24 protein-coding genes are annotated in these 25,772 nt (G+C 50.3%); 2 read left to right on the top strand and 22 right to left on the bottom strand.

From position 1 onward, the window contains the following. Positions 1-29: 29 nt before the first annotated feature. From DESTI_RS04275 to DESTI_RS04310, 8 genes are all read right to left on the bottom strand, one after another. Positions 30-572, bottom strand: coding sequence for a tripartite tricarboxylate transporter TctB family protein (locus DESTI_RS04275; protein ID WP_014808736.1), 543 nt, complete (start codon positions 570-572; stop codon positions 30-32). Positions 573-607: 35 nt separating this feature from the next. Beyond that, positions 608-1,573, bottom strand: coding sequence for a tripartite tricarboxylate transporter substrate binding protein (locus DESTI_RS04280; protein WP_014808737.1), 966 nt, complete (start codon positions 1,571-1,573; stop codon positions 608-610). A 276-nt stretch (positions 1,574-1,849) separates the two neighbouring features. Continuing rightward, complete coding sequence (locus DESTI_RS28420) at positions 1,850-3,628, bottom strand: CoA-transferase (protein WP_014808738.1); 1,779 nt, start codon at positions 3,626-3,628, stop codon at positions 1,850-1,852. Between the two features lie 261 nt (positions 3,629-3,889). After that, positions 3,890-4,423: a 2-oxoacid:ferredoxin oxidoreductase subunit gamma family protein gene (locus DESTI_RS04290; protein WP_014808739.1), complete on the bottom strand. Its 534-nt coding sequence runs from the start codon at positions 4,421-4,423 to the stop codon at positions 3,890-3,892. Next, positions 4,420-5,268 (bottom strand): thiamine pyrophosphate-dependent enzyme, encoded by an 849-nt coding sequence (locus tag DESTI_RS04295; protein ID WP_014808740.1) that lies wholly within the window; start codon positions 5,266-5,268, stop codon positions 4,420-4,422. The genes DESTI_RS04290 and DESTI_RS04295 overlap by 4 nt, the downstream gene beginning before the upstream one ends. Next, positions 5,268-6,443, bottom strand: coding sequence for a 2-oxoglutarate ferredoxin oxidoreductase subunit alpha (locus tag DESTI_RS04300; RefSeq protein WP_014808741.1), 1,176 nt, complete (start codon positions 6,441-6,443; stop codon positions 5,268-5,270). The genes DESTI_RS04295 and DESTI_RS04300 overlap by 1 nt, the downstream gene beginning before the upstream one ends. A 10-nt stretch (positions 6,444-6,453) precedes the next feature. Then, a complete protein-coding gene (locus DESTI_RS04305; RefSeq protein ID WP_014808742.1) occupies positions 6,454-8,097 on the bottom strand; it encodes an FAD-dependent oxidoreductase in 1,644 nt (547 codons plus the stop codon). Between the two features lie 59 nt (positions 8,098-8,156). Continuing rightward, positions 8,157-8,840 (bottom strand): GntR family transcriptional regulator, encoded by a 684-nt coding sequence (locus DESTI_RS04310; protein ID WP_014808743.1) that lies wholly within the window; start codon positions 8,838-8,840, stop codon positions 8,157-8,159. Between the two features lie 1,230 nt (positions 8,841-10,070). On the opposite strand from DESTI_RS04310, the gene DESTI_RS04315 reads away from it, so the two are divergent. Next, a complete protein-coding gene (locus tag DESTI_RS04315) occupies positions 10,071-11,015 on the top strand; it encodes an AAA family ATPase (protein ID WP_014808744.1) in 945 nt (314 codons plus the stop codon). 16 nt (positions 11,016-11,031) lie between these two features. Then, the gene (locus tag DESTI_RS04320) at positions 11,032-11,319 is read left to right on the top strand and encodes a hypothetical protein (protein WP_014808745.1); all 288 of its coding nucleotides are present in this window, start codon (positions 11,032-11,034) and stop codon (positions 11,317-11,319) included. An 89-nt stretch (positions 11,320-11,408) separates the two neighbouring features. Here DESTI_RS04320 and DESTI_RS28425 read toward each other — a convergent pair whose 3' ends face one another. The 14 genes from DESTI_RS28425 to DESTI_RS04395 form a co-directional block, all read right to left on the bottom strand. Then, entirely contained in the window at positions 11,409-11,726 is a 318-nt protein-coding gene (locus DESTI_RS28425) for a putative quinol monooxygenase (protein WP_014808746.1), read from the bottom strand. 141 nt (positions 11,727-11,867) lie between these two features. Further along, the gene (locus DESTI_RS04330; RefSeq protein WP_014808747.1) at positions 11,868-12,869 is read right to left on the bottom strand and encodes a CobW family GTP-binding protein; all 1,002 of its coding nucleotides are present in this window, start codon (positions 12,867-12,869) and stop codon (positions 11,868-11,870) included. 1 nt (position 12,870) lies between these two features. Continuing rightward, entirely contained in the window at positions 12,871-13,119 is a 249-nt protein-coding gene (locus tag DESTI_RS04335) for a thioredoxin family protein (RefSeq protein WP_014808748.1), read from the bottom strand. Positions 13,120-13,149: 30 nt separating this feature from the next. Further along, complete coding sequence (locus DESTI_RS04340) at positions 13,150-13,779, bottom strand: DUF2284 domain-containing protein (RefSeq protein ID WP_014808749.1); 630 nt, start codon at positions 13,777-13,779, stop codon at positions 13,150-13,152. Positions 13,780-13,849: 70 nt separating this feature from the next. Continuing rightward, positions 13,850-14,191, bottom strand: a complete 342-nt coding sequence (locus DESTI_RS04345) for a DUF6951 family protein (protein ID WP_014808750.1) — start codon at positions 14,189-14,191, stop codon at positions 13,850-13,852. Positions 14,192-14,791: 600 nt separating this feature from the next. Then, on the bottom strand, positions 14,792-16,867 hold the full coding sequence (locus tag DESTI_RS04355; RefSeq protein WP_014808751.1) for an ASKHA domain-containing protein: 2,076 nt from the start codon (positions 16,865-16,867) through the stop codon (positions 14,792-14,794). Between the two features lie 120 nt (positions 16,868-16,987). After that, a complete protein-coding gene (locus DESTI_RS04360; protein ID WP_169316370.1) occupies positions 16,988-17,953 on the bottom strand; it encodes an NAD(P)/FAD-dependent oxidoreductase in 966 nt (321 codons plus the stop codon). After that, positions 17,935-18,276 (bottom strand): hypothetical protein, encoded by a 342-nt coding sequence (locus DESTI_RS04365; RefSeq protein WP_041285953.1) that lies wholly within the window; start codon positions 18,274-18,276, stop codon positions 17,935-17,937. Before DESTI_RS04365 ends, DESTI_RS04360 begins: the two co-directional genes overlap by 19 nt. Before the next feature lie 127 nt (positions 18,277-18,403). Beyond that, entirely contained in the window at positions 18,404-19,084 is a 681-nt protein-coding gene (locus DESTI_RS04370) for a corrinoid protein (RefSeq protein WP_014808754.1), read from the bottom strand. Between the two features lie 32 nt (positions 19,085-19,116). Next, the gene (locus tag DESTI_RS04375; RefSeq protein ID WP_014808755.1) at positions 19,117-20,157 is read right to left on the bottom strand and encodes a uroporphyrinogen decarboxylase family protein; all 1,041 of its coding nucleotides are present in this window, start codon (positions 20,155-20,157) and stop codon (positions 19,117-19,119) included. A gap of 88 nt (positions 20,158-20,245) precedes the next feature. Next, positions 20,246-21,193: a tetrahydromethanopterin S-methyltransferase subunit H family protein gene (locus tag DESTI_RS04380; protein WP_014808756.1), complete on the bottom strand. Its 948-nt coding sequence runs from the start codon at positions 21,191-21,193 to the stop codon at positions 20,246-20,248. A 98-nt stretch (positions 21,194-21,291) separates the two neighbouring features. Then, positions 21,292-21,684 carry a hypothetical protein gene (locus tag DESTI_RS04385; RefSeq protein ID WP_041285954.1) on the bottom strand — a complete coding sequence of 131 codons (393 nt, stop codon included), beginning with the start codon at positions 21,682-21,684 and terminating at the stop codon, positions 21,292-21,294. A 118-nt stretch (positions 21,685-21,802) separates the two neighbouring features. Continuing rightward, positions 21,803-22,735, bottom strand: coding sequence for a uroporphyrinogen decarboxylase family protein (locus DESTI_RS04390; protein ID WP_041285955.1), 933 nt, complete (start codon positions 22,733-22,735; stop codon positions 21,803-21,805). A 573-nt stretch (positions 22,736-23,308) separates the two neighbouring features. Continuing rightward, entirely contained in the window at positions 23,309-25,717 is a 2,409-nt protein-coding gene (locus tag DESTI_RS04395) for a PAS domain S-box protein (RefSeq protein ID WP_014808757.1), read from the bottom strand. Positions 25,718-25,772 lie beyond the last annotated feature (55 nt).

Genomic DNA, 25,772 nt, shown 5'->3' on the forward strand with positions numbered 1-25,772 from the left:
GATTACCTCACCACAACCCCCGGGCCGAGTTACAGAATGAACAAAGCCCGATATATCGCGAGACTGATGTCTTCGAAAAAACCCCAACCTTTGGGCAGGGGGAGATAGACTATCTTGGCGAATACGTACACCAGCACCGCTGTCCCGATTACAGATACCGCCACGAGCGGCACCACCTTTCTCATGCCGGCCAGATAGAGGAAAAGCAGCATGAAGAGAAGGTTTCCCACTGCAAATCCGGTTATGTCGATAGCCGCTACTGTGGCCGCCAACAACACAATCATGAGGACAAGCCTGAAATTATTCATTTCCGGCTTACTCGCCGCTTCTTCAGCCAGGTTTTTCCGATTTAAGAAGATTTCGACGAATTTGATCCCGCAACTGACCATGAGAAAAATCAAAATCATTCTGGGCCAGAAATCGGCCCCCAGTTGATCGGTTGGGGCCTGATCGATGCAACAGGCCAGATAATAGCCATAAGCAGCCAAGACCAAAATTATGAACGGTCCCAGCATCGCCTTCATCAGCAATCCGGAATCCGGACTGTCCGCGGATCTTGCTTCCGAGGTCATAGAGAACCTCCTTCCACCTTGCTTCTTCGGTGTAGCTACTTCTTGATAAACCCGAATTCAATCAGGTGGCTTCTCATGACCTCCATTTCCTGTTTAGCCCATTTTCCGAACTCTTCCGGCGGCATGTAGCTGTCCGCCTCAACGTATTGATCTTTTTCGAACTGCTTCCATTCAGGCGTATCCATGGCTTGCTTGAAAGAATCAGCCAGAATCTTCAACCTTTCCGGAGGAACACCCTTTTTGGCTACTACACACCGGAATTGTGGCAGATAGATGGTCAATCCGAGTTCTTTCGAACACGGCACATCCGGAAATCCGGCGCTACGTTTCTCAGCGAAAATGATGAGAGGTCTGAGTTGGCCGGCATCTATGTACTGTTTGACATCTCCCGCCTGCTCATAGAGAACTTCATTGTGGCCGCCGAGGGTAGCTGCATAGCGTTCACCTGGACTGGGAACGGGAACCACAACCATTTTGTATCCTTTGGAGCCCAAAAAGCGCACGGTCATGTCTTCCACCGTGCCGAACCCAGTGACACCAACTTTTATTTTTCCCGGATTTTTCTTGGCATATTCGAGAAGATCTTGAATTGTCTTGAATTCGCTCTCTTTTCTTACAAAGAGATACGAAGGAGCAAGCTGAGTCCGCACGACCCACTCGAGATCGTCAAACTTGTACCGAGCTTGACCTGAAGGAATCGTGCAGAGCGTATCGGCTATGAGAACTCCGATGGTGTAACCGTCCGATCGGCCTGCCAAGATATCTGTCATTCCGGTATTTCCGGAAGCTCCCGGTTTGTTGGATACCGGTAAGGGAACCCCAAGGATTGGTTCAGCCAGCTTGCCGAGCGTTCTCGACATTTGGTCCGCACCGCCTCCTACTCCCCATGTACAGATGAAGTCTATGGGGCGGCTTGGATATTTTTCTTGAGCGGATGAAAAGGTACTCATGGTGACGATTACCATGAGGGCACATAAAACGGCAGCTACTTTGAGGTACATGGTTTACTCCTGGTAATGAGAAAACTAGTTCAGGAAAATTGAACTTTGAGCCGAAAGTGCTGCCGGCCCGCATTCGGCTCTCCCATATAGAAACCCCAAGCACTCGAACGTCTGATTTGAAAGATCTATTTCCCGTTGCATGCTGCACTAAATCGTGAAGCAATCCGCGGGATTCCAAGGATTACTTACTAAGATCCGACCGGAAAAGATCCTCCAAGCACGATTGGTCGGATTCTCGAACAGTTAGCATCCATCTTCCACTATGTCGTCATCCGACTAATCGCCGACCAGATAGACCGGTCCAATTTTCGCCCTGAGAACCGATAACTCTTGTTCGGAGGGCTGAGGAGTTTGCTTTATGTCAGGTGCAAAGAGCAGCTCGAAGCCGGTAGCATCCTGTATCTGCTCTCTTGTCACTCCAGGATGCAAAGAAATAACACGCATCCGCTTGGTTTCGGGTTCGAAGTCCATGATACCCAGGTCGGTAATGACTTTGTCCGGACCTCCTCCACGAAGTCCCGATTCCCATCGTGTCTGATATCCGTCAAGAAATCCGGGACTGGTGATATAGTCGACACGTTCGATAAACCTTCGTTTCTCGTGCCGAATAATAATCAACACACGTTTGGAACATGATGCGATCGGATTCGCTCCGCCGCTGCCGGGGAAGCGTTTCTTGGGACTGTTATAATCTCCTGCAGATGTTGCATTGAGATTGCCGTATTTGTCGATCTGTGCTCCGCCGAGGAAGCCCACGTCGGCAAGCCCCCTTTGCACCAGAAAGCCCAATGCTTCCATGGTGTTCCGCACGTACGCCGGTTTTGCTGCTCCGAGAAGTCTCGTATCCGCAACCGATAAGCAGGCGTGGAGGGGGGACATATCGCCTATACCGGTTTCCACGACATACGTCAGCCCAGGGGCGTAGGTGTGCATGGCTAAAGAAGTGGCCGCCATAGGCAGTCCGGTCCCGATAATCGCTATTTCGCCGTCTCTTATTTCCCGTGCTGCAGCTACGATCATCATTTCGTTCCGGGTGTAGCCGTTCGATGGGAGTTCGCGTTTCTTGGCGCCTACTGTCACGATTTCCGCAATCTCTCTCGAATAGCCGAGCCTTGGATCGTTCTTGATTTGCTGCATCCTGGAAGGAGTCAACGTGAGATCCAGGTATTCCGAAAAACAGCTTGTGCCATATACGTACTTGTCCAGGTAATCTCGAAAAGTCGCTGCATCTCGCGCTGCTTGTTGATAACGATTTAGCTCTTCATAGTCGTAATCATATTTTCCCGGCAAGGCAGTAGGGTAAGCTCCCCAGGGTTCATGGACCAGAGCATTCACCCGGTACGCCGGAATGAGGGTTTCCGAAGGGCATCTCCGAATAGTGTCCGAATCGACGATTTCTTCGGCGACTACAATCACGTGTTTCGCCGATTTCGCAATATATTCGTCCGCGAATGCAGATCCCTCTATTTGAGCATTCCCGCATTCATCAGCCCTTGTGACGAATATAACAGCTACATCAGGGGTACAGGCCGGTAGCAGCACATATTTTTCGTTCGTAAAAGGGCAGGTGCCGAGTTTCAGTTTCTTATCCGAAATGTTCCACTTGCCCGCGATGTCGGATCCCAGCTCTGCTTTGGTGGGAATGAAGCCGATTCCAAGCGCACCGGCCAGATAACGCATGGTCATCCCCAGGTGCTCATAGTCTTCCGACTTTACTTGGCCCTTTTCAACGGCCCTGCAGAAGTTACGAGGCAACCCGAGTCGCTCCATGTTAAGACAGCCCGATTCTACCTCGGTCACAAGGCCGGATCCGATCAGAATGTCTACGCCGTATGCCGGGTTCACACTGGAAATATGAAGATTTCCGACACCCTGCCGGATAATCTCATGAGAGATCGACATAGCGTTTCGACACAGGGAAAAACCGCCGAATCCTATGTGAGATCCCTCCTTTATATAGAGAGCCACCGCTTCCCGGGCGGACATCATCTTGCCGGTACCGACGGGCCTCTCACCGCATGTCATCGTCTCACAAAGCCCAATATTGGTCTGCATGGTTCACCTTGGACTCGATATTCTATTATAGTGTTTGCCAAAAGTTTTTTATCCGATTCAAATCCCCCTACCCCCCTTTATAAAAGGGGGGTAAAGAAGCAACCCGAAATCCCCCCTTTCGTAAAGGGGGGCTGGGGGGATTTTCCCCACGTATAACTGAATGGATACTTCTTGATAGAAAAATTCCGTCACGATTCTCGCAGCGGGAATTCTCCTGTCGAATTTCTTTACACTATGTGTTGATTCTCAAGGCTCGAGTTTTCAGGAATATTCAAAGCCATATTCAAAAGCTTTCCTGTTTTCGGCCTTGTACTTGGGAATAACCTCAAGGAAACTATCCAGGACCGTTTCCTTGTCCAACGCTTCTTGCAAAAGTTTGGCCATTGCTCCCAATGCAACGGCATTGGAAAAAATCGGCCTGTTAAAGTGTTCCATCGCAATCTCTTTTGCGGGTACGGGAACCTGTTTACAGGGAAGAGAAGTGTCGACGTTGTCCACGAATGCCGGGTCGTAGATAATGATGCCATTCGCGGGAACCGTGTCTTTGAAGCGATTATATGCTGCGCTTGAGAGGGCGAGGAACACGTCAGGGTTCTCGCACATGGGGCTGTCGATCTGTTTTTCAGAGAGAACCACCTGGCTTCGCACGTAACCGCCACGCATTTCCGTCCCGTGACTCTTGAGCATGGTGACTCTCAAGCCCTGCTTGACCGCGGCTTCGCCAATCGTTTGGCCGAGTCGGACTACACCCTGACCTCCGAAGCCGCTCGCAACTATTTCCAGTCTGTCTTTCATAGCGCGCCCGTCCTCCTTATCTTGCCTACCGATTCCCAGACATGCTCGGACATCTCGGGTCTCGAACCGCGGGCATCGTAGTACACGCCGTTTGACCATATAGTGTCCGGCTTTTCCTGTCCTCGCGGGGCAGAGTGTTCCTGCATCCAACGAAAAATGTTCACCGCACTGCGACTGCCGAGATGGCGCGATGCAAAATTGGTCGGACAAGGATACGGCATATGAACCAACGAAAATCCGTTATTGGATAGCGCCTTCTTTACGCTCTCTACGGCCGACAATGCATCCGTTGCCGTGTGACGAGCCAGGAAGGTGGCTCCGGCACTTTTCAGGATGTCCATGACATCCAATCCCTCACTCATGAGGTTATGCTCGAACATCCCGTACGGGCTCGAGTCGGTTTTTGCTCCCTGAGGTGTGGTGAATCCGAACTGACCGCCTGTCGACTGATAGCCCAGGTTGTCCATAACGATTACGGTTATGCCCGCGTTCGATCTGGCTGCATGGATAAGGTGCAATAACCCGATTCCGAATGCATCGCCGTCACCCACGGTCAAGACAATCTTCTTTTCGGGGGGCAGCGCGATACGAAGCCCGCGAGCGATCGCGTACACCCGACCGTGTGTACCGGCAAAACCGTCTCCTTTCCAGGTTCCGAAGGTTTGGCGGCCTGCGCAGCCAATAGCCGTACCCCAGATGATGTCGGATGTTTTCAAACCGAGTTCGGAAATTGCCTGAATGACTACTTTGTGATTGATTCCCAGGCCGCAGCCCGAACAGGCAGTGCTGGGTATTTTTCTGGTCCTCAGATAGTCTTCTACAAGAGCGCTGGACAGATGTGCCATCACCATGCCTCCAGTACCCAGCCCTTGCGTTCAAGGGGTTGGTTTTTCAAAATTTTCTCAAAGTTTTCGATCAAGTCCGGTATGGTCGGCAGATCCCCGCACGTACCGAGAAAGTTGACGGTTGCATCCTTGGGCACCGCACGTTGGATTTCTCTCACCAATTGACCGTCCCAATTCAACTCCACGGAGAGATATTTTGTTTTTCGCGTGAAGAGTTCATCCGGGAAAGGCCACAAATTGATAAGTCGCAATGCTCCGACTTTGAGTCCCTGAGATCGTGCACGGTCTACGGCCGTATTCACCACTCTGGAAGGAGTCCCAAAGGATACGACCACCAGATCGGGATCGTCGTCCATAAATTTCTTCTCGTATAGTTCAGAGAAGAGGTTCCGGTTATTTCTTACCTTGTAGATAAGCCGATATGCATGTCGATGATGCTCTTCGACTTCTTCGATGTCGTACCCTTCAACAGTAGGAGTCCAGTCGGAACAGAGCGCCCCTGTGTTGTACCCCATCTGAACCGGAGGAATGTCCAAGGAATCGATTGAAGGATAGAAGTCCGGACCCTTATGGTACGAACGGGGCCATACGCGAAAGCCCATTTCCTTCATCTCTCCATCGTTTTCCGGTACGCTGATATCTTCCATGCCGTCCGTAAGCAGTTGATCGCCGAGCACGGTCACCGGCATTCTTAGGCGTTCCGATAGGTAAAATGCCTCTACAATGATCTTCATGCACTCCTGGGCGGAATTGGGAGCAAGTGTGATGGTCTCGAAGTTTCCTCCCTGGGTAGGATAACGGGTGAGATAGAATTCCCCTTGTCCCGGAGCGCCCGTGATCCCTGAGACCGGCCCGACGCGGCCGGAATTCATCACCACCATGGGGGTCTCGCAGCCAAGTGCCCAGCCGTAGGGGTCCGCATACAGAATGAACCCCGGGCCGGATGTGGCGGTCATGGATTTCATCCCTCCCAACGAAGCTCCTATGCACAGATGCATGGCTGCGCATTCATCTTCCGCCTGGAGATAAACACCGCCGACCTGAGGCAGCCTCATGCTCATGGCTTCAGCCAGCTCCGTCGCAGGAGTTATGGGATAACCGCAGAAAAACCTGCACCCGGCCAGTATGGCTCCTTCAGTAATCGCAAAGTTTCCTGTTTCTAAAAATCTTTTCATTTCCGATACCTCACGCCGTTCTTTCGCGAACGTCGATGGCAAAATCCGGGCAGCAGAAGAAGCATTTCAGGCACCCTATGCACCAGTCGGAAGATTTCGTCTCCATAGGTCTGTAGCCTCGTGCATTGAAATTCGCTGCCGGACCGAACACTTGCATTGAACACACTTCAGCGCAGTACCCACACTCTTTGCAGTTCGCTGTATTGACAGTAACTTCAAATTTGCGAGCATCGCACTCGAGGCATCGAGAAGCTTCTTGCGCTATTTGAGAATCGTTTAACCCTATTTCGACTTGATCGAAATTTCCAAGTCGTTGCCATCCTTTGAGATGACGTATCTCCTGCCGGGCACTGATAGGTAGTTGGTCGGAGAGAATGACTTCAGTTTCGGGTTCGGCCAGGGTTTCCGAAATGTCTCCGGATCCTCCGAGAAATTTGTCAATGGATTCCGCCAGGCTTCGACCCTGTGAAATGGAATTGATGATAGAAGACGGGCCGGTCACTACGTCGCCTGCTGCAAAAATGCCCTTCGTACCGGTGGACAGGTCCTCTTTGACGCCGACTCTGTTTCCTGAAGTCTGGATGTCGGGACAGGATTTGAGAAAAGCAAGATCCGGCACCTGTCCGATTGCGGCGACAATGCTGTCTGCGGAAATGCGATGAGTAATCTCATCGTCGTACACAGGGTTGAAATTGCAGGCATTATCGAAAACGGACACGCAACGTCTCAGGCCCAGCCCTGCAACCTTGTCATCTCCAAGCACCTTCTTTGGGGCCCACGAGTTGTTGATGAAAACGCCCTCCTCTTCGGCAAGGGCTATTTCCCAGGGGTGAGCAGGCATTTCCTCTCTGGATTCAAGACAGAAAATCGTTACTTCTTCGGCTCCAAGTCTCTTTGCAGTGAGTGCAACGTCGATTGCAACGTTACCTCCTCCAATGACTACCACTTTTTTACCGAGATCCACGGGCTTACCCAGAGCCGTATCTTTGAGGAATTCCAGTCCCCAATAAAAGCTGCGTTTTTCTGCACCTTCAAGGGGAATCCGTGTTCCGGCGGCTGCACCTACGGTAATGCAGACTGCATCGAAATCCTGGCCGAGGCTGCTCAGGCTGACGTCACGGCCAAGGAGCGTATTGCCCTTGAATTCCACACCGAGTTCCATGATCTCTCGGATGTCGCGCTCAAGTCGCTCTTCTGGAAGTCGGTATTTGGGGATCGCATACCTCATCATACCGCCGGGCCTGGGAAACTCGTCCATTAATGTGACGCTGTGTCCTGCCCTGGCAAGATAGTATGCAGCAGTAAGTCCGGCGGGACCTGCTCCGATCACCGCAACCTTCTTCGTGGTGGGAGGGTTTTTCGTTTGGTTTTTCTTCCATGAATCGCCCGCCTTATCGACAGCGGCCCTTTTCAAAGCCCTAATTGCAATGGGGTCCCCGAACTGACGGTACGCACACGCATCTTCGCATGGGGCAAAGCATGCGTCCGCGCACACTACGGGGAATGGAATACGTTCCCGTATAACTGCCAGTGCCTCATCAAACTTGCCCATACGGATAGCGCGAATATAACGCGGGACATCCACTCCAGCCGGGCAAGACTTTGTGCAGCGAGGCACGATGAAGTCCTCTCTGAGAACTCGATTATCAGTCATGCCGTATCTCCTGAGGAATGGGTCGATTCTATTCGACCGCGGTTAATCGTGGATTAGGTCTATTTTTGCTTCTCCCATGGAAATCGTGCCCCTTCTTCCACATGACGAGCAAGACCGAGAATATGCTCTCGCATGCGGCTTGCGGAGAGATCGGGGTTACGCTGCTCCAGGGACTCTATGATCGAGAGATGCTCAAGAAGTGCATTGCGGGCTCTGCCGCCTGCACGGATCGTGAAAATACGAACGAGTCGAATCTGGTCCCGAATGTTTGCGGCGAATTCAATCAGCTTGGAACTGCGGCTCAAGTCCAGGACTTTTTCGTGAAACACCACATTTGCGAGGGCGAAATCAGCGGTATGTTGTTCTACGGTATCAGGATCGAATTGCTGAAAGGTGGTCCGGAGGTCTCGGACGTTCTTCGGAGTGATGTATTTGCAGGCCAGGCGAGCGGCCATGCTTTCCAGTGCGGCCCTAACATAGAGAATCTCGACAATTTCTTCCTTTGGACGGTAATTGATGAAAATCCCTTTTCGGGGTTCGATTCGTACAAAGCCTTCAAGAGAGAGACGATGCAGCGCTTCCCTTAAAGGGGTTCTACTGATGCCAAGCTGCTCGGCAAGGGCTCGTTCATCGAGCTTCTGATCCTGTTCCAGGTCGCTGGACAGGATAAAATCCTTGAGTGAACTGTATGCAAGCTCCGCCAGTCTGGCGGGTTGTGTGATGGGTTTAACGGAGAGTTCCATAAAATCGCCTCCGCCCAGGTATGTGGTATACCAGATTGGTTATACCAATGACATCCCCGCTGTCAAGAAAAATTTAGCGGAACGTAAAAGTTTAGTTTAGGTCGCAGCTAGAGCGGTATTTCAGTCTCTAAATTACTTCTGTGAGCCTGAGAAGCTGGCTGATCCGGTGTCTTTGCTCGAACCTGATATAGCGATTGGCAAAATTAGTGTCCGATTGAAGATTAAGGATATTGGTGGGTGCCGTGCCTCCGTGCCGGCACATATTCAACATAATCAATGATATCGATAGAATGGACCGGCAGCGACGTCGGTCCCCACCGGTGGCTTGTATCGGAGCATGGGATAATCGTCAGAATCTTTGGCAATTGCCATAATTCGGCAAGTCAAAGCACAAACTGCATCTGGGTGAATCTATCCCAAAAGAATGTTTTCACATAGTGGCAGGAACCGCCAGACAGAGTGCTGCCATAGCGCGGGTTATCCTGCAGTACAGATCATGGAGGCGACACATACAGAAAATGAGTATCCGCGTAGCAGTTCGCGCAACCATTCAGTTACACGGAGTAGAGGGTTCTACAGCCCCATAGGGGCTACCCAACAGTAGCCGTGGGTGCAAACCCACGGAAGCGATATAGGAAGTTTTTTGTTTTCAAGACCCTGAAGGGGTCTACCAACGTCATTTGAGAATTATTGCCTATCGGTGGACCCTTTCAGGGTCGCCCAATTATGCATGGGGGCGCGCCGCTGTCCACGGGTTGACGAGACTGTCTCAAAAGTCAAAATTTACCCTGGATCGTGGCACGAAATTTTCATCATCTTCCCGGCCTGACTGTAGGGGCGGGCCTCGTGTCCGCCCAAATAGGGGTAGGCACTAGGCCTACCCCTACGAAGATGGCGAATCGTGGCACGATTTGTTATGCACTCGAGAATTTTGAGACAGTTTCTGACACCCGTGGCTACTATCGGGCCGCCCTTTCAGGGCGTGCCCGGCTATGACTGAATGATTACCAGTTCGCTAGTCGTTTTGTTGACAAATTTGGGCACGGTCTGTTACTCTAATCCAGTTAAGGTAAGTCCGAAACCGGGCAATCGCCGTGACTCCGAAAAGACTCATCCTTACTGTGTCGGGGAGCAAGAGGTAAACCGCAATCGGAGGTTCCCAAACATTCAAAACGACTATCTCAAAATTTTTTCTACCTCCATCAATTCAGTAAAGTACGGTGAAGCAAAATGTTCCTGAGTCGACTCAACGTCAGTGGCTTCAAATCATATACGGAACCTGTTGTCGTAGATTTTGATGAAAAAATTTCTGTGATAATAGGCAGTAACGGTGTGGGAAAGAGCAATGCCTTGGACGCGATCGCATGGGCGCTGGGTGAAGACGACTTAACGAGATTGCGTTGTGGCGATAGAAAGGATCTGCTGTTCTCCGGCTCTGAGATAACGCCTCCAGTGGAAGAGGCCAGGGTAGAACTGACTTTTTCCGGTAATGGAACCGAAATTCTGGCATCTCGAGCTCTAACGACTTCGGGGAAGGAAGAGTTTCTGGTTCAGAATGAGTCCTTGGGCAGTGCGAGCGATTACCGGGCTACGCTGGCGAACCTCGGCCTCGGTTACGCCAGACGCAATATTGTCAGACAAGAGCGGTTGACGGATTTTTTCTTCAAAGCCGCCCCCGACCGAAGAAGATATATACTCCGTTACGTAACAGCCGATACGGAATTTGATCGAATAAATACTCTTTTCCAGGAATATCTCGATGCTCTTATACCAGGATCGTACGGACGCATTTTCCTCGATGAAATCGGAGAAGATGCAGACGTTGAAGTTACTTTCCCGAAAAAAGGAGCCAAGCGCGGAGTACTACTCTCCGGCGGCGAAAGGGCATCAACTGCGCTTGCCCTGAAACTGGCCCTTTTTAGCATGGCACCCGGCCCCATGTACATGCTCGATGAAGTGGAACCTTCTCTGGATTGGACGCACAACCACAATATGCAGGAGTTACTCAAGAAACTGGCGGAGCATCGGCAGCTTATCATTGTCACCCATTTCCAGAGTACCATCAGAATGGCAAGAACAGTGCACGGAGTGCGCATCAGGCCGGATGGATCGAGTTGGCTCAAATTCCATTTTGTTATGGATGAGCGACTCTTCAAAATCTATAAATGCTGTTGAGAAGGGATTGTGCGGGATGGACGAAACGGATGCTGCCGATATTTTGAGAGGATTCTGGTTGAACCGGGTGGAAAGCTCAAGCTCTCAGGAATTAATTTTGGCGACTTGTCCTTTTTGCGGAAAGGGAGATCGGATTCGGCTGTTGTCCGATGAGACTCAAGAAGTTTCAGTCATCCAGGAAACGGATTATCAAGCTGCCTGGGAAACGTTAGCCTCGAAAGATCGATTACCGGCAATCTGCGGATTTTGTCTGAACGTAGTACTTATACGCGACGGTCAGGCCGAAATGCCTGGGGCACAGTAATTTCACTACATTTTCCAGGGCAAAAAAAAAGGAACCTTTCTCATAGAAAAGATTCCTTGATTTCTTTCAAAGCAGTATCAACAGGATTTCTAGGTGATTTCCGCCCATACGGGAATTGTTGCTCCTACACAAAAGATTTCTATGTGCTCAGGGGATTCCAACAATTCTCCCAGTCGCTCCATGAACTCGCTCCTTCTTGGGTCGGCTAACCATTCTTCCCATCTTTCCCGGCTGGCCCAATGGCTTATAACGAGCACCTTTCTCGCGTCTGTTTCGCTCACGAGAGTCTCACCCGAAATATAGCCCCTGCGAAGAGTCACCACTGACCTGAGTTCCATAAGGGGTTCGTACGCTTTTGGAAGGTGTTCTTGCTTGAATATCCTGGTGATGAGGACCTTTACTGCCATGATTGCCTCCTTCCATGGTCCATTTGGGAATACGACCCATTAAGGCCGGTATTTGCCAATGACGAGAAGGAACTTCCGGATGGGGTGTGGGCAGCCCGCCTCCGGATCATATGAACAGTATAAATCCTTGAAAATTATTTGCTAGACCAAATTCAAACCCTGTTCCGCAAACAATGAACGGATATCGTCCTCCTGGAACTCGCGGCGTATGAATACAACCCTATTCACTGAACGGTCGAGGAGCCTGGAACCATCAAATGGTTCTATATCGTACGAATGTCCCACATGACTGTAAAGATATGGGCGACCGTCCTGAATGATGAAACCCTTTGCACGAACTACGTCCGCAGGCAATTTATCCGCAATGGGGCGAAAATCTTCCACAGATCCCGAATGCCACCTGCATGTGATGGAGATGAGTCTGTCCGGCGGGGTCACCTGTGCGGCTTCGTCTTCCAGGATCCTGTCTACCGCCTCTTCCAGAGCGGTATCGCTCAGAAGCTCTGATTTATCGGCTGGTTTGGCAAGACGTGAGCTACTGCTGGCGGGCAACGAAATGAGATCGGCAACACTCACCCTGCCATACGTTGTTTCCACAAATTTGGCTTTCGGATTATGTCTCAGAACCACTTCTTTGACAGAGTCAATAGTTGGAACGTCCACGAGATCCGTTTTGTTTACGATGAAATTGTCTGCCGCTTCAACCTGCTTTTCGAGAGCGGTAAAGACTTCGTATTGTTCCAGGAAGTTTGCTGCGTCAATCACACACACTTTTTCCAGGGTTTTGTAAACACCCTTGTATATAGGGTTGAAAAGATCTCTGCCGATATCCGTGGGGTTTGCCACTCCACTGGCTTCGATCACCAGCACCTCGGGTTTGATTACAAAAGCGATTTGGTAGAGTGCTTTGATGAAGTCGCCCTTGACGCAAGCACAAAAAATAGATCCCTTGCTGATTTCGAGCATCTCCAATTCAGGATCTTCAACCAACGCGCCATCGATGCTCTCTTCTCCGAATTCATTCATCAGCACGAGCAGCTTCAGATCCGGGGGAGTGTCTTTAAGCATATGGTTAAGAAACGAGGTTTTTCCACTGCCCAGAAAGCCCGAAATCAAGAACACCTGTGTGCCGGGCTCACTCATGTTACTCTCCACTCCGCTTCAGTAGTTCAGTCTCTATCTCGTCTACGGTGAGCAATTTTCCCGTGGAAACTACTTCATCATCGATGACGAGCGCGGGGGTCATGTTGACTTTCAAGCGGAAGAAGACCTCCGGGTCGGCTGTCTTTTCCACCTTGGTATCCGAATCTTTAAGTCTACTGAGGGCTGCTACGGCATTGTTGTAGAGATCTTCACAGCGAGCACACCCTGATCCCAGAATTTGCACTTTCATGATGATTTTTCTCCGTTTGGCCGATTGGCTTTATGTCAGCAAAATAAGTGAATAGCTTCTGTAAGAATCTTCGATGTTATGCACGATGGAGATAGATTTTCCCAGCCTCTTCAAAGTCTGGAAGACGTCGATGGAACAGGCTTCCAATGAGGGTCTTTTTTCATTCGGAAACTTGCACTGATTCGGATATGCGCATTCCTTACAAAGAGCACAACATTCTGCAGGAAGGCCGAACGCCTTGTAGTAGCCCATCAGGAAAAGCTTGCGTTCGAGAGCTACGGTAGATTTCCATTGTCTGATCTGTATACGTCGCTTTTCGCCCGAATTTCGATAAAAATGTTCATTACAGTTTTCGGTGACCAGCAATAGGGCAGAATCATATTCCGCGAGGAGATCTCTCGTAGTCTCAAGATCCGGAGCGGCAGGAGGACAGCACCAACTGGTATTGTAATTGGCGCACCCATAGCGGCACTTCAGACCTACCCATCTCGCCGTAACGATATGAGAGGTTTCCAGCAAATGAACCTCAATAAAACCGAGATCCTTTGCAATCAACTCGATTTCTTCAAGAGCATCGACAGTCAGGTTGGACGATATCTGCCTTCCGCGCTTTCGGCAAAGGCCTCTCAAATCAATCAGATCATCGTTTCTCACCGGCATGGGATTTTACCTCGAGCGATGTATCATTTCGTCTGACGTTACGTCCTTATCCGGATCTGGATCTTTAGATTTAGGATTCATCCTCCGGTTCGCATTCAAATTCGATACTTACTGAACTTGGCACATTTAACCCGAGAGCGACCTCCGCGGCTTTGATTATCGCCACCGGCACGGGGCACGCCGAATGTGGCAATTTCTCAGTTGCAACCTGAAATACTCGATTCTTCCCGGGGTTTGTGCTCAAGATCTCTTTGAGTCCGAGCGGATCCATTTGCTCCAAAATGCATGCCAGGTCAGCGACAGAATCGCAGTCTGATTCCATTTCTATGCAGACTGTACGCTTGTCTCCTTTGTTTGCCTTGACCAGTGTCACGAATCCGCATGCACCGGCAGATATTTTTACGGTTGTCATATTGTCCTCAGAACAGAAGCACTCTTTATTGCATTAACCAAATCCTCTTCAGGTGGAATGTTGCATTCAAAGACCAATCTTCCATCAATTGCCACCGCCGGGAGGCTCCTTGCATTCAATTCTTGAAAGCGAGCGACCCCCTCGCGCGTCCGAAGGCTCCACTCGCGATACTCTATCTGTTCCAAAACTTCCTGCGGCAAACCCTTTACCGCTGCGACCATATAGACGCACGCGTGTCATTGCGAAAAATCTGTAACCAAAACCTCTACGCACGTTTTCGTATGCATTGGGACTCCAGTATTCGGCGAACATTTTCCGGATTCTTGACCGGTTTTATGCAACATACCTTGCCTAACAGTATAGCTTCCGCATTTCTGCCGTCAAGTTACAAAGAGAAGTCTGAGGTTCCGTTTAACGGCTAATACCGATTCGCTTTTCTTCTCATGATCTGGTAGGCTGGAGGTATCCTTCGCTCCGGACGACGCAAAGCCGTCCGATCACTCCGCTTAGGACACCCCAGCGTACAAGTTACGCTCGTTCATCCTTTGTCACCGAAAACGGAATGGGGAGACCCCTTTCCGGGGACTCCCCACGAGCATGTTACTTCTGATGCAGCACCTCTGGCGCAACGACTCCTTCGAGGTGAGGAAATTCGTCCTTCATGTGAGGCAACTGCATTGCTTCCATGAACTGCTGTTGAAAATCGCTTTCTACCGTGAGTTCTATGTACTCAACATTGCGAGAAACCCAATTGGCTTCGGCTCTCTTTTCACGATTGAGAAGAGCAGCTCTGGCCCCGTCTCCTGCCGCATTACCCACGGCAAAAACCTTCTCCAGGTCGCAATCTGGAAAGAGGCCCATGATTAGGGCTTTCGTCTTGTCAACATGGGTCCCGAAGGCTCCTGCAATCTTGATTGAGTCAACTTTATCCAGGCCAAGCCGTCTCATCATCAGCTTGCATCCCGTGTAGAGCGCACCTTTACCTAACTGGATCTGGCGGATGTCTTTCTGGCTTATGACGACATCTTTGCCGATGGAAGTCTCATTGGCCCAGGCAATCACGAATTCCGGTTGTTTCGTGTCGGGGTTCACCCTATAGCGATTGGATTTTTGTTTTTTGCTGAATCTGCCGCTCTTCATGATGACTCCCGAAGCGTACAGTTCCGCCAGCACGTCGAGAATTCCGGAACCGCATATGCCCTTCGTCTTCATGTCTTCGGGCTTGGAATACTTCCGCCAGGCGTCTCGTCCAATGACTTTATAGTCTACGTCGTGAGTCTCGGGGTCGATGTGTATTCGCTCAATGGCACCTGGAGCCGCTCGCATGCCAAAGCTCAATTGAGCTCCTTCCAGAGCGGGTCCGGTAGCGCATGAACAGGAGATCAACTTGCGATTATTGCCCAGAACCAGTTCGCCGTTTGTTCCGATATCGATAAGCAGTTGCGTCTGATCGAATTTATACGGCTCTTCTGCTATGAGCACACCCACATTATCTGCTCCGACGAATCCGGCTTCGTTCGGCAACACGTGTACGTATGCAGAATCATTTATCTTGATTCCAAGATCGCGAGCCCTGATATCCAAGCTGCGATGAATAACAGGTGGGAAGGGAGCCAGACCCACGAATTCCGGATCGAGCTTCAGCAGAATGTGGTGCATGGCCGTATTGCAGACGATGGTCATGTCAACGATGTCCGCCGGAATCAGATTCAAGTATTTGGACTCGTCCAGCTCTTCGGCGTGTTCCGTGACATCGGGTGCCTCAATGATCTCATCCGCTTCCTCGGCTTTTTTCTTCTTCCGTTTTTTCGGAGGATGCGTACTCTCGCAAGCTTCGACCACCAACTTGTTCAACCCCTCGATGAGATCGTTGCTCATAGTCTCGAGGCCGCCGGGATTCATCATATGATAGGTGATGCGAGCCATGACGTCTTCGCCATATTTGCACTGCGGATTCATCATGGAAACGGTTTTGATGACCTCCATAGTGCGCAGGTTGCACAGGTACGCCGCAACGGTGGTTGTGCCGACATCTATGGCAATGCCATAAGAGTCCTCGACTTTGCCCGGTAATACGCGGACTATTTCTTTGTCCATCCAGACAGCGACAGTAACACCCCAGTTTCCATCACGCTGACGCCGGGGCAGTTTTCTCAGAGTCGGCCAGTCTATGTTGAGGTCTTTGAGCCCGTAATTACGCTCGAGCTCAGCGCAGATTCGCTCAAAGTCGCCAGCAGGCTCTTCGAATGTGGGCGGAACCACTTGGACATGATACTGCTTTACAGCGGGATTCCAATCAATATGAATATCCCTTGCAGCCTTGCTGACGACCTGCTTTCCGGCACGGGCTTCCTCAGGAACGAATACCAGCATGTCCCCCTGGACCTTGGCCACGCAGGCGAGGCGGTATCCTTCGTCCTTCTGAGCCGGTGTGAAGAATTTGTCCTCTTCCTCTTGCCATTCACTTGCATGAGAACGACTGGAGGTAATGGCGAATTTCTCGTAGAACCCTTCTTCGATTCTTACTTTGCATTTACCGCAAACTTTCTTTTCTCCGCAGAGGGCTTCAATATCGACCCCCAACTGACGCGATGCTTCGATGAGGTTGGTTCCTTCATCGACAAAACCTCTACGTGCTGATGGTTGGAAGATCACCATGTACTGTTTTTTACTCATTCCGCGATTTCCCTTCTTTTCTTGACTGTAGCTCGTGTGCTTTATGTGCTGTAGTGTGCCTCAAAGTTTGCGGGCAGACGGGAGCTCAAGGTAGACTGACGCCTGCCTGAATCCATGCTGCTACTGGGGTTTGTCCGGAAGCATGCGCAAGTAGTCTGCCGCAGTCTGAGCTGCCAAAGCGCCATCTGCCGCTGCAGTCAGGATCTGACGCAACGGAGTGTCCCTTACGTCACCCGCAGCAAAAACTCCGAGCGCTGATGTATTGAGTCGAGCATCGGTAATGATGAAGCCGCTCGCTGTCAACTCAAGTTTGCCGTCCAAGAATTCTGTGACCGGCGATTGTCCCACGCCCACAAACACCGCATCTACCCCAAAAGTCTCAAAATTCTTTGTTTCCGTATTTTGCAGAGAAAGGCAGGTAACCCCTTGTTCGCCAATGATTTCAGTCACGGAGCGTTGAACGAGAATACTTGCCTTTTGACTCTGCTGTAACCTTTGAATGAGCGCCGGTTTTGCCCTGGGTTCCGATCCTCTCGTTATAACTGTAACCAATTCGGCATGGGGCAACAGGGCCATGGCAGTATGAAAGGCAGTATCGCCACCCCCTATTACGGCAGCCCGACGACTGGACATTGTTCTGAGCAAGGGAGCATCACAAGTGGCACAGAAAAAGACGCCTTTGCCTTCTAACCTGGACTCTCCGGGAACCTCAAGTCGGCGAGGCTTGGAACCGGTAGCTACGATGACTGCCTTGGCCCTAAATACATCGTCGTTGACGTAAACTTCCTTGATCCGGTTTGAAAAGTCGACGGAAGTTACCGAACTGGGTCTGGGCATTTCACCGACTTCGTCGATGAGCTGCTTGAGCCACCGTGTCATGAGTTCCGCGCCGGTAATTCCTCCAGGGAATCCCGGATAATTTTCGACATTGTAATGATGAGTGACTTGCCCGCCCGGAGCATATCCTCCGATCATGAGGACTTTAAGTCCTGCCCGGTGCCCATAGATCCCTGCAGTGAGACCTGAAGGCCCGGCACCGATTACCAGGAGATCGTACAGTTCGGTGTTCACTGTTCGCTTTCCCATTTCAAAAGAGCTTCGTCGAGAGCACGACATAGCTCATCCGGCCCAGGGATTTCGTCAAATACCAAGCGGCCGGAAAAGAGAATTGCCGGCACGGGGAGGCGTCCCCCATGCTCCTTGCACAATGCAAGATATCGAAGTGCGTCGGCAGGACGCTTTGTCTCCAGGATTTTTACTTCAACGCGGCCTTCGTACTGAGGAGCAACATACTCCACAGCCGCAATCGCATACTCGCAAGGGACGCAGTGAGGTCCCTCTGAAACGACCTCTATGATAAGCGGCCCCTTCCCATAATCCCCAGTCTTTTCCTCAAACGATTCGACCAATTCGAAACCGTTCAGTACCCCTTATCCCTAAACCCTGGCACTCCCGAGCGTGAATCGGGAATGTCAGGGTTCGGACTTCGGGAACAGAGAAAGTTATGGGTATCCGGAAGTCGTCAATGCAGATCGCTTAGACTCCGGTTTCTTTCAACTTACGCAACTGACCGATCATTTTGATTGCTTCTTGCACGGCATTACCTGCGCTCTCGGCATAACCGTCTGCACCAAAAAGATTGGCCACGTCTTTGGTCACCGGCGCTCCTCCGAGCATGATGGCGACATCGGGATTCTTCTCTTTAATCATGGCAATGACTTTCTTCATTCCCATCATCGTCGTAGTCATCATGGCTGAAAGAGCTACGATTTCAGAATCAGTGCGGAGCTGTTCTTCCGCGAATTTCTCCAGGGGAACGTCTCGACCCAGGTCGTGCACGGTAAATCCGCCAACGTCAAACATCATCTTGATGAGGTTCTTACCGATGTCATGGACATCACCCTGCACGGTGCCGATTACCACTTGCCCTTTCATTCCGGACGCGGTGTCTTTTTTCAAATGAGGTTTGAGAATGTCCAGGCCTGCATAGAGAGCGTCCGCGCACATCAAGATTTCGGGCACGAAGTACTCTTGCCTATCGTACAGATCCCCGACGATCTCCATACCAGCGGCCAAGCCGTTCATAATCGCGTCGTAAGGGTCAACTCCTTCTTCCAGGGCTATATTGGAATATTCCTTTACCTGGTCTTCCTGATACTCGACCACTCCGTCCGAGAGATTTTTCAGAATTTCTGCTCGTCTTTCTTCTGACACCATTTCGTTTCCTCCATTCAGGTCTTTTCTATCGGTTATATTCTTCCAACTGCAGGTGTAGGTTTCTTGCCCGCTTCGCGAACAGTGCGCACCCAAGCATTCACGTTCTCAGGCTTGACATCAGGCCAAATGTCGCATCCGGGCCACACTGCATCCACGCCGGCATTAATGCAGTCTTCGATGACTGCGGGCACTTCGGAGGCTTCTTTCTGACACAGGGTGCCGTACGGGTCGAAGTTGCCCAGAAGGAGCATGTCGTTTCCGATCTTCTGTCTTGTTTCGACCAGATTATTCTTCTGATCGAAGCTCAGAGCGTCTGCCCCGCACTCGTTCATGAGGCTGACTATCAAGTCTGTTCCGCCGCAGATGTGGAGAATCTTCGGAGATTCAAGCGCGTTGAAGATTTCCTGGAGATAAGGTTGAATGAGCTGCTTCCACATGCGCGGGGATAGGAGGTCGGTGCCGGAACCCATCTCCCGTATTGTTATGTAGTCGATGCCCAACGCCTGGTAACGCTTGGCTACTTCGATTACGACCTTGGTCATCTTTTCCATGAATGCATGGACCCTTTCGGCGTCTTTCTTGATGCCCTTCAATAAGAGATCAAGTTCGATCACCTGGCCGCCCAACGTAAAAGGTCCCAGTACCCAGCCGCCGACAGCGTACTTCCCTTCCGAGACCAGCATCTTCAGCGCGTCTTCTACGACGGGCATTCTCGCCTTGGCCGCCCAATCGGCATTGATATCGACTACGTCGAGATTTTCCCATTTCGTGGGAACCGTAGGATAAAGAATTCCTTCAGCATCCGCATACGTACTGCAACCCCTACCCATAGCTTCGGGGATGGTGCACATATCATAGGGAACGATTACGGAATCGAACCCAAAGATATCCGCACTGTAGGTTGCCGATTTAGCCAGATTTTCAGCAGAACCGTGAACTGAGGCAAAGCGTATCCCCATTTTGTCGATAGCCTGAACCGTCACCATTCCCATTCCGCTGAAGACTGGCATAGTGTCCACCGGTTCACGTCTCAGTAGCTTTTTTACCCGTTCCTTCGGGGTCATTGTTGCCATTTACAAATTCCTCTCTTCTCTTCGTTCTCATTCGGGAACAGTGTCATATAGAATACAGACATTGTCCCGGAATTTTTCAGATCCACCACTACATAGTTTTGAGTTGCTCCACGAAATCCGGGAACAGCTTCCTGAGGGGATGATTCTCCGATTCCGGCAGTTTCTTCGTTTCACCGAAAACCAGGGTGGCAGTGAAAGCGTCAGCCATAGCGACTGCAGGGAAAATGCGGTCGGATCCTGCCATGGGGCCGGAAAAGATCATATCGTGGTAGAGGGTTGAAGATAAGGCTTCCAATGCTGCGTCAGCACCGGCCCAACCCTTTTGGCCCCACATTTCACGTGCGGCTTTCCACATGTACGAACCATTGGAGGGGGCACTTCCGCAGGGAAAACCCCATTTCTCCTTGATAAGCTTGTTTGCCAGAGAGCAAAAAGCCGTCGCAGGCCCGTTCATTACTGAAGTGTCAACGAACAGGCTTTCGAATTTGGCTCCTACCTTCTCAATGGCGTCCAGAAGCTTCTGAGTCCCGGAAATGCGCCCCGTGGGCATCTGATCGACGGGATCGAAGGCTACCAGCAATACGTGCTTAACGCCGATGGCAGCAATTTCTTTGATCTCGGTCTCAAGATCTTTTTCCCAGACGGTGATGCTGTTGTAGAACATACGGTCGAGCAGACCCTTTTCTGCACAGTATGCAGCCGCTTCCAATTTCGGTTTCATGACCCATGCGTCTATGCAAAACGGCATGCAAGTCGTTTCAGTGTAAAAGTCTATGTAGCTTTTGAGTTCGTCGCCTTTTGTGCCGACAAGGTCCGCCATGTAAGGAACACCGGTTTCCGCACAGAGTTTGTCACACATTTTCACGAGCTCAGTGGCGCGATCCCTGTCGAAGCCTTCTTTTCGCTTGCCCTCGAAAACCTTGTCACCTTTTTGAAATATTGAAGGAACAATGACTGTCGGATGCTCTCCCGGCTGTCCGCCAAACTTTATTCCCCCGACCTCACATACTTTTTGCTCGGTCTTGAACCTGAACATGAGAATCCTCCTGAGGGGAGGCGGTCTGCATGTTCAGACCGCCTGTTACCTGTTACGGCTTTAGGATTGAAAGAATGTAAACGCCTGAGAAGCGGGGTTTATACCTCGCGGCGTGTCTTCATGCCGGACTCGGCTTTCGCCAAATTCGCCTCGAGATTGTCGAAATCAAACCCCTTGTCTCTCAGCATTCTGATCTTGGTTGCCAATTCCGGGTTGGGCGCCCGGTCGGCCATTGCATCGATGAGCTCTTCGTACTGAGGAATAATGGACTCGAACAAGAGATCTCCTTGAATGGCAATAGTCGGAAGCACTCTACCCTTCATCTCGATAAACTTGCCGATTCCTTCCTTGTTCTTAATCGACCACTCTTTGTATTCGATTACATCCTGGATCTCGGGGGGTAGAGCAGCTATTGATTCCATCATGTAACCACAGGCCGCGCACTGAACACTGTCCAGAGTAAGTACGTCTATGATTATTTTATCGGACATGACTTAACCCCTATCATTTGACCATGTGGTGCGGATACTTCGCGTAATACGTATTGTAGAACTCCACCGCCTCGATAGCTTGATCCATATGTTCCAACGGAACATCGTAGGGCATGTCTCAGCCTGGGGCAAAAACGAATCCGGTACTACCTCCTGCGGCCAGGGAAATGATGGCATCCTCCCGAGGAGATATTAGGCCCAGAGACAGGGCCAGCGTGAGTTTGAGGTTTCCTCCGAACCCTACCTTGTGCCTCAAAGCTACGTCCCGCACATAGTTGAGATTGAGTTGTTCGTCGATGGCGAATCCATCGGTTCCTACAGTGGCTACTTCTTCGAGCACCTTGGTCGCGTCTCCGCATATGAAGAAGCTTGACACCTTACCAGCTTTCTTCGTTGCTTGAACAGCCGGCTGAGTGGCAGGAGTGACAAATTCACGGAAAGTTTCAGGTTTGATCTGCGACGCAACGGGATCGGTGATCGCTATTACGTCACATCCGATCTCTTCAGCGTAAATCCTTGCAGCTTCGCCTGCCACTTCTCCACTGAAATCTATGATTTCCTTTGCAACAGCTTTATTCTTGTAAACGTCGGTGAAGATGCGAACTCCTCTTAAATGACTTGCCAATGTGAGAGGCCCGCATAAAATGCCGTAAAGAGCTACATCCGGCAACGCTGCCCTGACTTTCTTGCCCGCTTCTATTATCACAGGCCAGCGACCGTCTTTTGGACCAGGAATCTTCAGACCGGACTCGGCAAGAGTCTTCTTATCGAGAGGATGTCCGGTGATTGAGGGGGGATTGTCCGGCCACCATTTGTGATCGCATCCCATGGAAATGGCTTCCACGGTGAGGTCGAACAGGAGGGGAACACCGTCTGCCTTATACCTCTCGGCAGCGAAAATAACCCCTTTGGCTATGAGATCCGGATCCTTGAGGAACTTGTCCGCGGGTTCTCCGATGAGAAAGGCGCTATGTACTCCCGAGTACGGTACCCAGGGCACTTTCTCAGTGGGAAGCCCTTTCACGGCATTGATAACATCCTGCTTTCCCATTTCGCTCTCCTTGAAAAGCTTTGCTAGTGGTAAGTACGAGATACGCTTCTTGCCGCAGTTTGCCTGGCGTTGCTTACCCGGCCTCCTTCCGGGAGCCTTATTACACAGAGCAATAAGAAGTCTGGACAATCATGGTGAAAGGTAACCGACGAAAGGCTATGTTATATGTTAAACGTTTTATGCCGTGGACGCGAGATTCTGAGGTTTTCGAATTCTTGAGTATGAACATACGTCGCAGGAGATTACCCGTCAAGATCTAATTACAGTCTAATAAAGTCTAAGCCTTCAACTAACTTTTTGAGATACGTCTAAATTCGATATTGTACTCATGTTTTGGTAACTAATTGATATCACAAAATATCAGAATTGCATAACTCCAAATTACTCCTTGTAAGTCAGTAAACGTTATCAACAGTCGTGCTCAAATCTATTAGACCTTATGACTTACGCATTGAGTAAGAATTATTTAGTGCAACGCATTTCCGCTGGAGCGTACTAACGTGCATGCCGCGTTGGCTACTCTCAAATTCATCTCGCTGAACAATAGTATTTTGCATCCGGATACGCATGCAATCAGGATAAATCGGTTTTCTTGAGGTAAGCGCTGAGGTTTCTGTCTTTTTGCGAGATTCCAAGTTTCTTGCGAATAGAAATTCGTTGTAAGCGAATAGTGTCAGGGCTCTTGTCCAGAATGAAGGCTATTTCCTGCGTTGTCTTTCCCAAACGGATAAGCTGAGCCACCTCACGTTCTTTTTCCGTTAATCTTAGCCCCGAATCATTCTTGTTAATTTCACTGACCTCGGGTGCAATTTTCAGTTCTTGCAGCAAGAGCTTTGCCTGGGTTTCTACGGTGTGCGCTTTGTTCTTGTTCTGAAGAATTTGGAATAATCGATCGGTTATCTTCCGTGATAGGTCTGCTGCAATGTGTTCGCACGCCATTACCCTTTCGGTTTCAGCATGTCTCAGGAGTGTATTGAGAGCGAAATTCTTCTCCTGAAGCTCCTGACTCTTGGCAGTAAGTCTTTCCTCGAGACGTTTACGTTCGGTAAGGTCGTGACACAACCCTACCGTGCCGTAGATCTTCCCCTGATCGTCTTTGAGCATTGCGAAAACGGAAAAAGCGACTCCCCGGGAACCATCCTCACGGACAAATTCGTATTCACCTTTCCAAACGTCTCCATCCCGGAGAATGTCCCGTGATTGTTGCCGCAATTGGAGTCCGTCAGCTTTTTGGGTCAATATATAAGCAGACTTGCCGAGAATCTGCTCCTTTGTGTACCCGAACATGCGTTCGCTCGCCGGATTCCAGTCAATGATATTCCCGTCAAGGTCAGTGACAATGATAGCTTCTTCCATATGGGAAAATACATGCCGATACTGTTTCAGATGTGTCTCTTCTTCACGTTTGGCAGTCACGTCGTGGAAGAATAACGCTACTCCGTCTCCCATTTTCCCAAACCAGAATCGAATGATCTTTTGTTCGACCTTTTTGAGTTTGAGAGTTATCCGAACCTCGAAATCTCTGCATTGACCCGTTTCAGTGACTTGTCGAGCATGATCTATCAAGAGTTTTGCAGTCTTCACTTCCCTCAATACGCGTGTGAGGAGCATTCCGGGCCTGAAGTCGTCTTCAAGTCTCAGTAGCTTTACACAAGCCAAGTTCATATTCATGCACTTAAAATCATAAATGTGTCCGTCATCATCCCGAACTGCCTGCAACAAGATAAAGGGTCGAGGGATTTCGGTCAAAATTTTGTCGGCAAACATAATCGGTGAACGGTTTTCCAATGCATCGGAGCGTAGGTCTTCGCGAGGAGCCAGGGCAGCCAGAATGGCCCATTGCTCTTTTGTTCCTGTTGGTACCCGGTTCACAAAGATATGCTGGAGGATATGGCGTCCTGGCAGTCCTATCGGAGGTATCCCAATTTCATCGGAGGGATTATGCGATGCTGTCTCGCACAGGAATTTGTGCCACAAGGAAGCTGTTTCTCGAGGCAGTGGAAGCTCCTCAATTTTTTTCCCCACTACTTCATTTGTACTCAGCTTACATGAAAAAGCTCGGTTCAAAAGCTCCAGTGCCGCGGCTGAAATTCTGATGAAACCTTTTGATGGGAGATACTTGTACACCGCAAATGGACCGGATTCGCACAAAAGCTCATATTCATGAATCGATCCGAATTCCAGAGGGTCGAAGAAGAAGGCAGTGATTTGTCTTGCCTGACCGATATTGTCCAGGACGACTATCGCCGTCATGGATATAGTGAGGATTCGTCCGTCTTTGCGTTTGATTTTCAAACGCATGTTGTCTCGTCCTATTTTTTTGGCCCAGAAAACAGATATGGAATCCAAGAACGTGCGGAGGATCTCCTGGTCAACAAGCACCGCGTGGGTCCAGACGTGTATGTGTGCCACTTCTTCTATAGAATAACCGGTGAGGCGCTCAGCTTCGGAGTTGTACGAAGTGAAGAATCCGTCACGGCGCATGCTGAACATGCCGATGCTATTCTGACGCGAGAGGAGTGCAAGAATCGCCTCTGTGCTCGTCCGGGACATTCCGATGTGGTCACCGATCCCGCGGCTGAGTTGCTCGTAATCCTCTTTGGCTTCAACCATCTCCTGAAGCTTTGCTACACACGAAATCAAAGTGTCAGGTCCGCATTGCGGATCCAGGAGAAGCGGGCGATAGTAACGGGGCAGCATCAGGTTTGCCCATGCCAATCCAGGGGTTCCGAACACGATAATTTCTATGGCGGGATTGATCTGTTTTATTCCCGTAGTAAGTGGGGCCAAATCCAGGCACGCGAACCGTTCATCTATAATAACAATTAGATACTTTCCAGGGGTCTCGGCAAGAACATTGAGAGCTTGTCTGCCATCAGGGATGACGTCTATAGTGAGCTTATCCAATTGGGTCTCAAGAGCTTCGCGGGTCTCCGCCATTTCAGAAGAATAGCCGATCCAGAGAAGATGACTGCTTGACATTGGAAGACCTAGGGTGAGATAAAATGTTGCAAAAAGGTCATGAACCGTTATTTCG

The organism is Desulfomonile tiedjei DSM 6799 (genome assembly GCF_000266945.1).
Taxonomy (GTDB): domain Bacteria; phylum Desulfobacterota; class Desulfomonilia; order Desulfomonilales; family Desulfomonilaceae; genus Desulfomonile; species Desulfomonile tiedjei.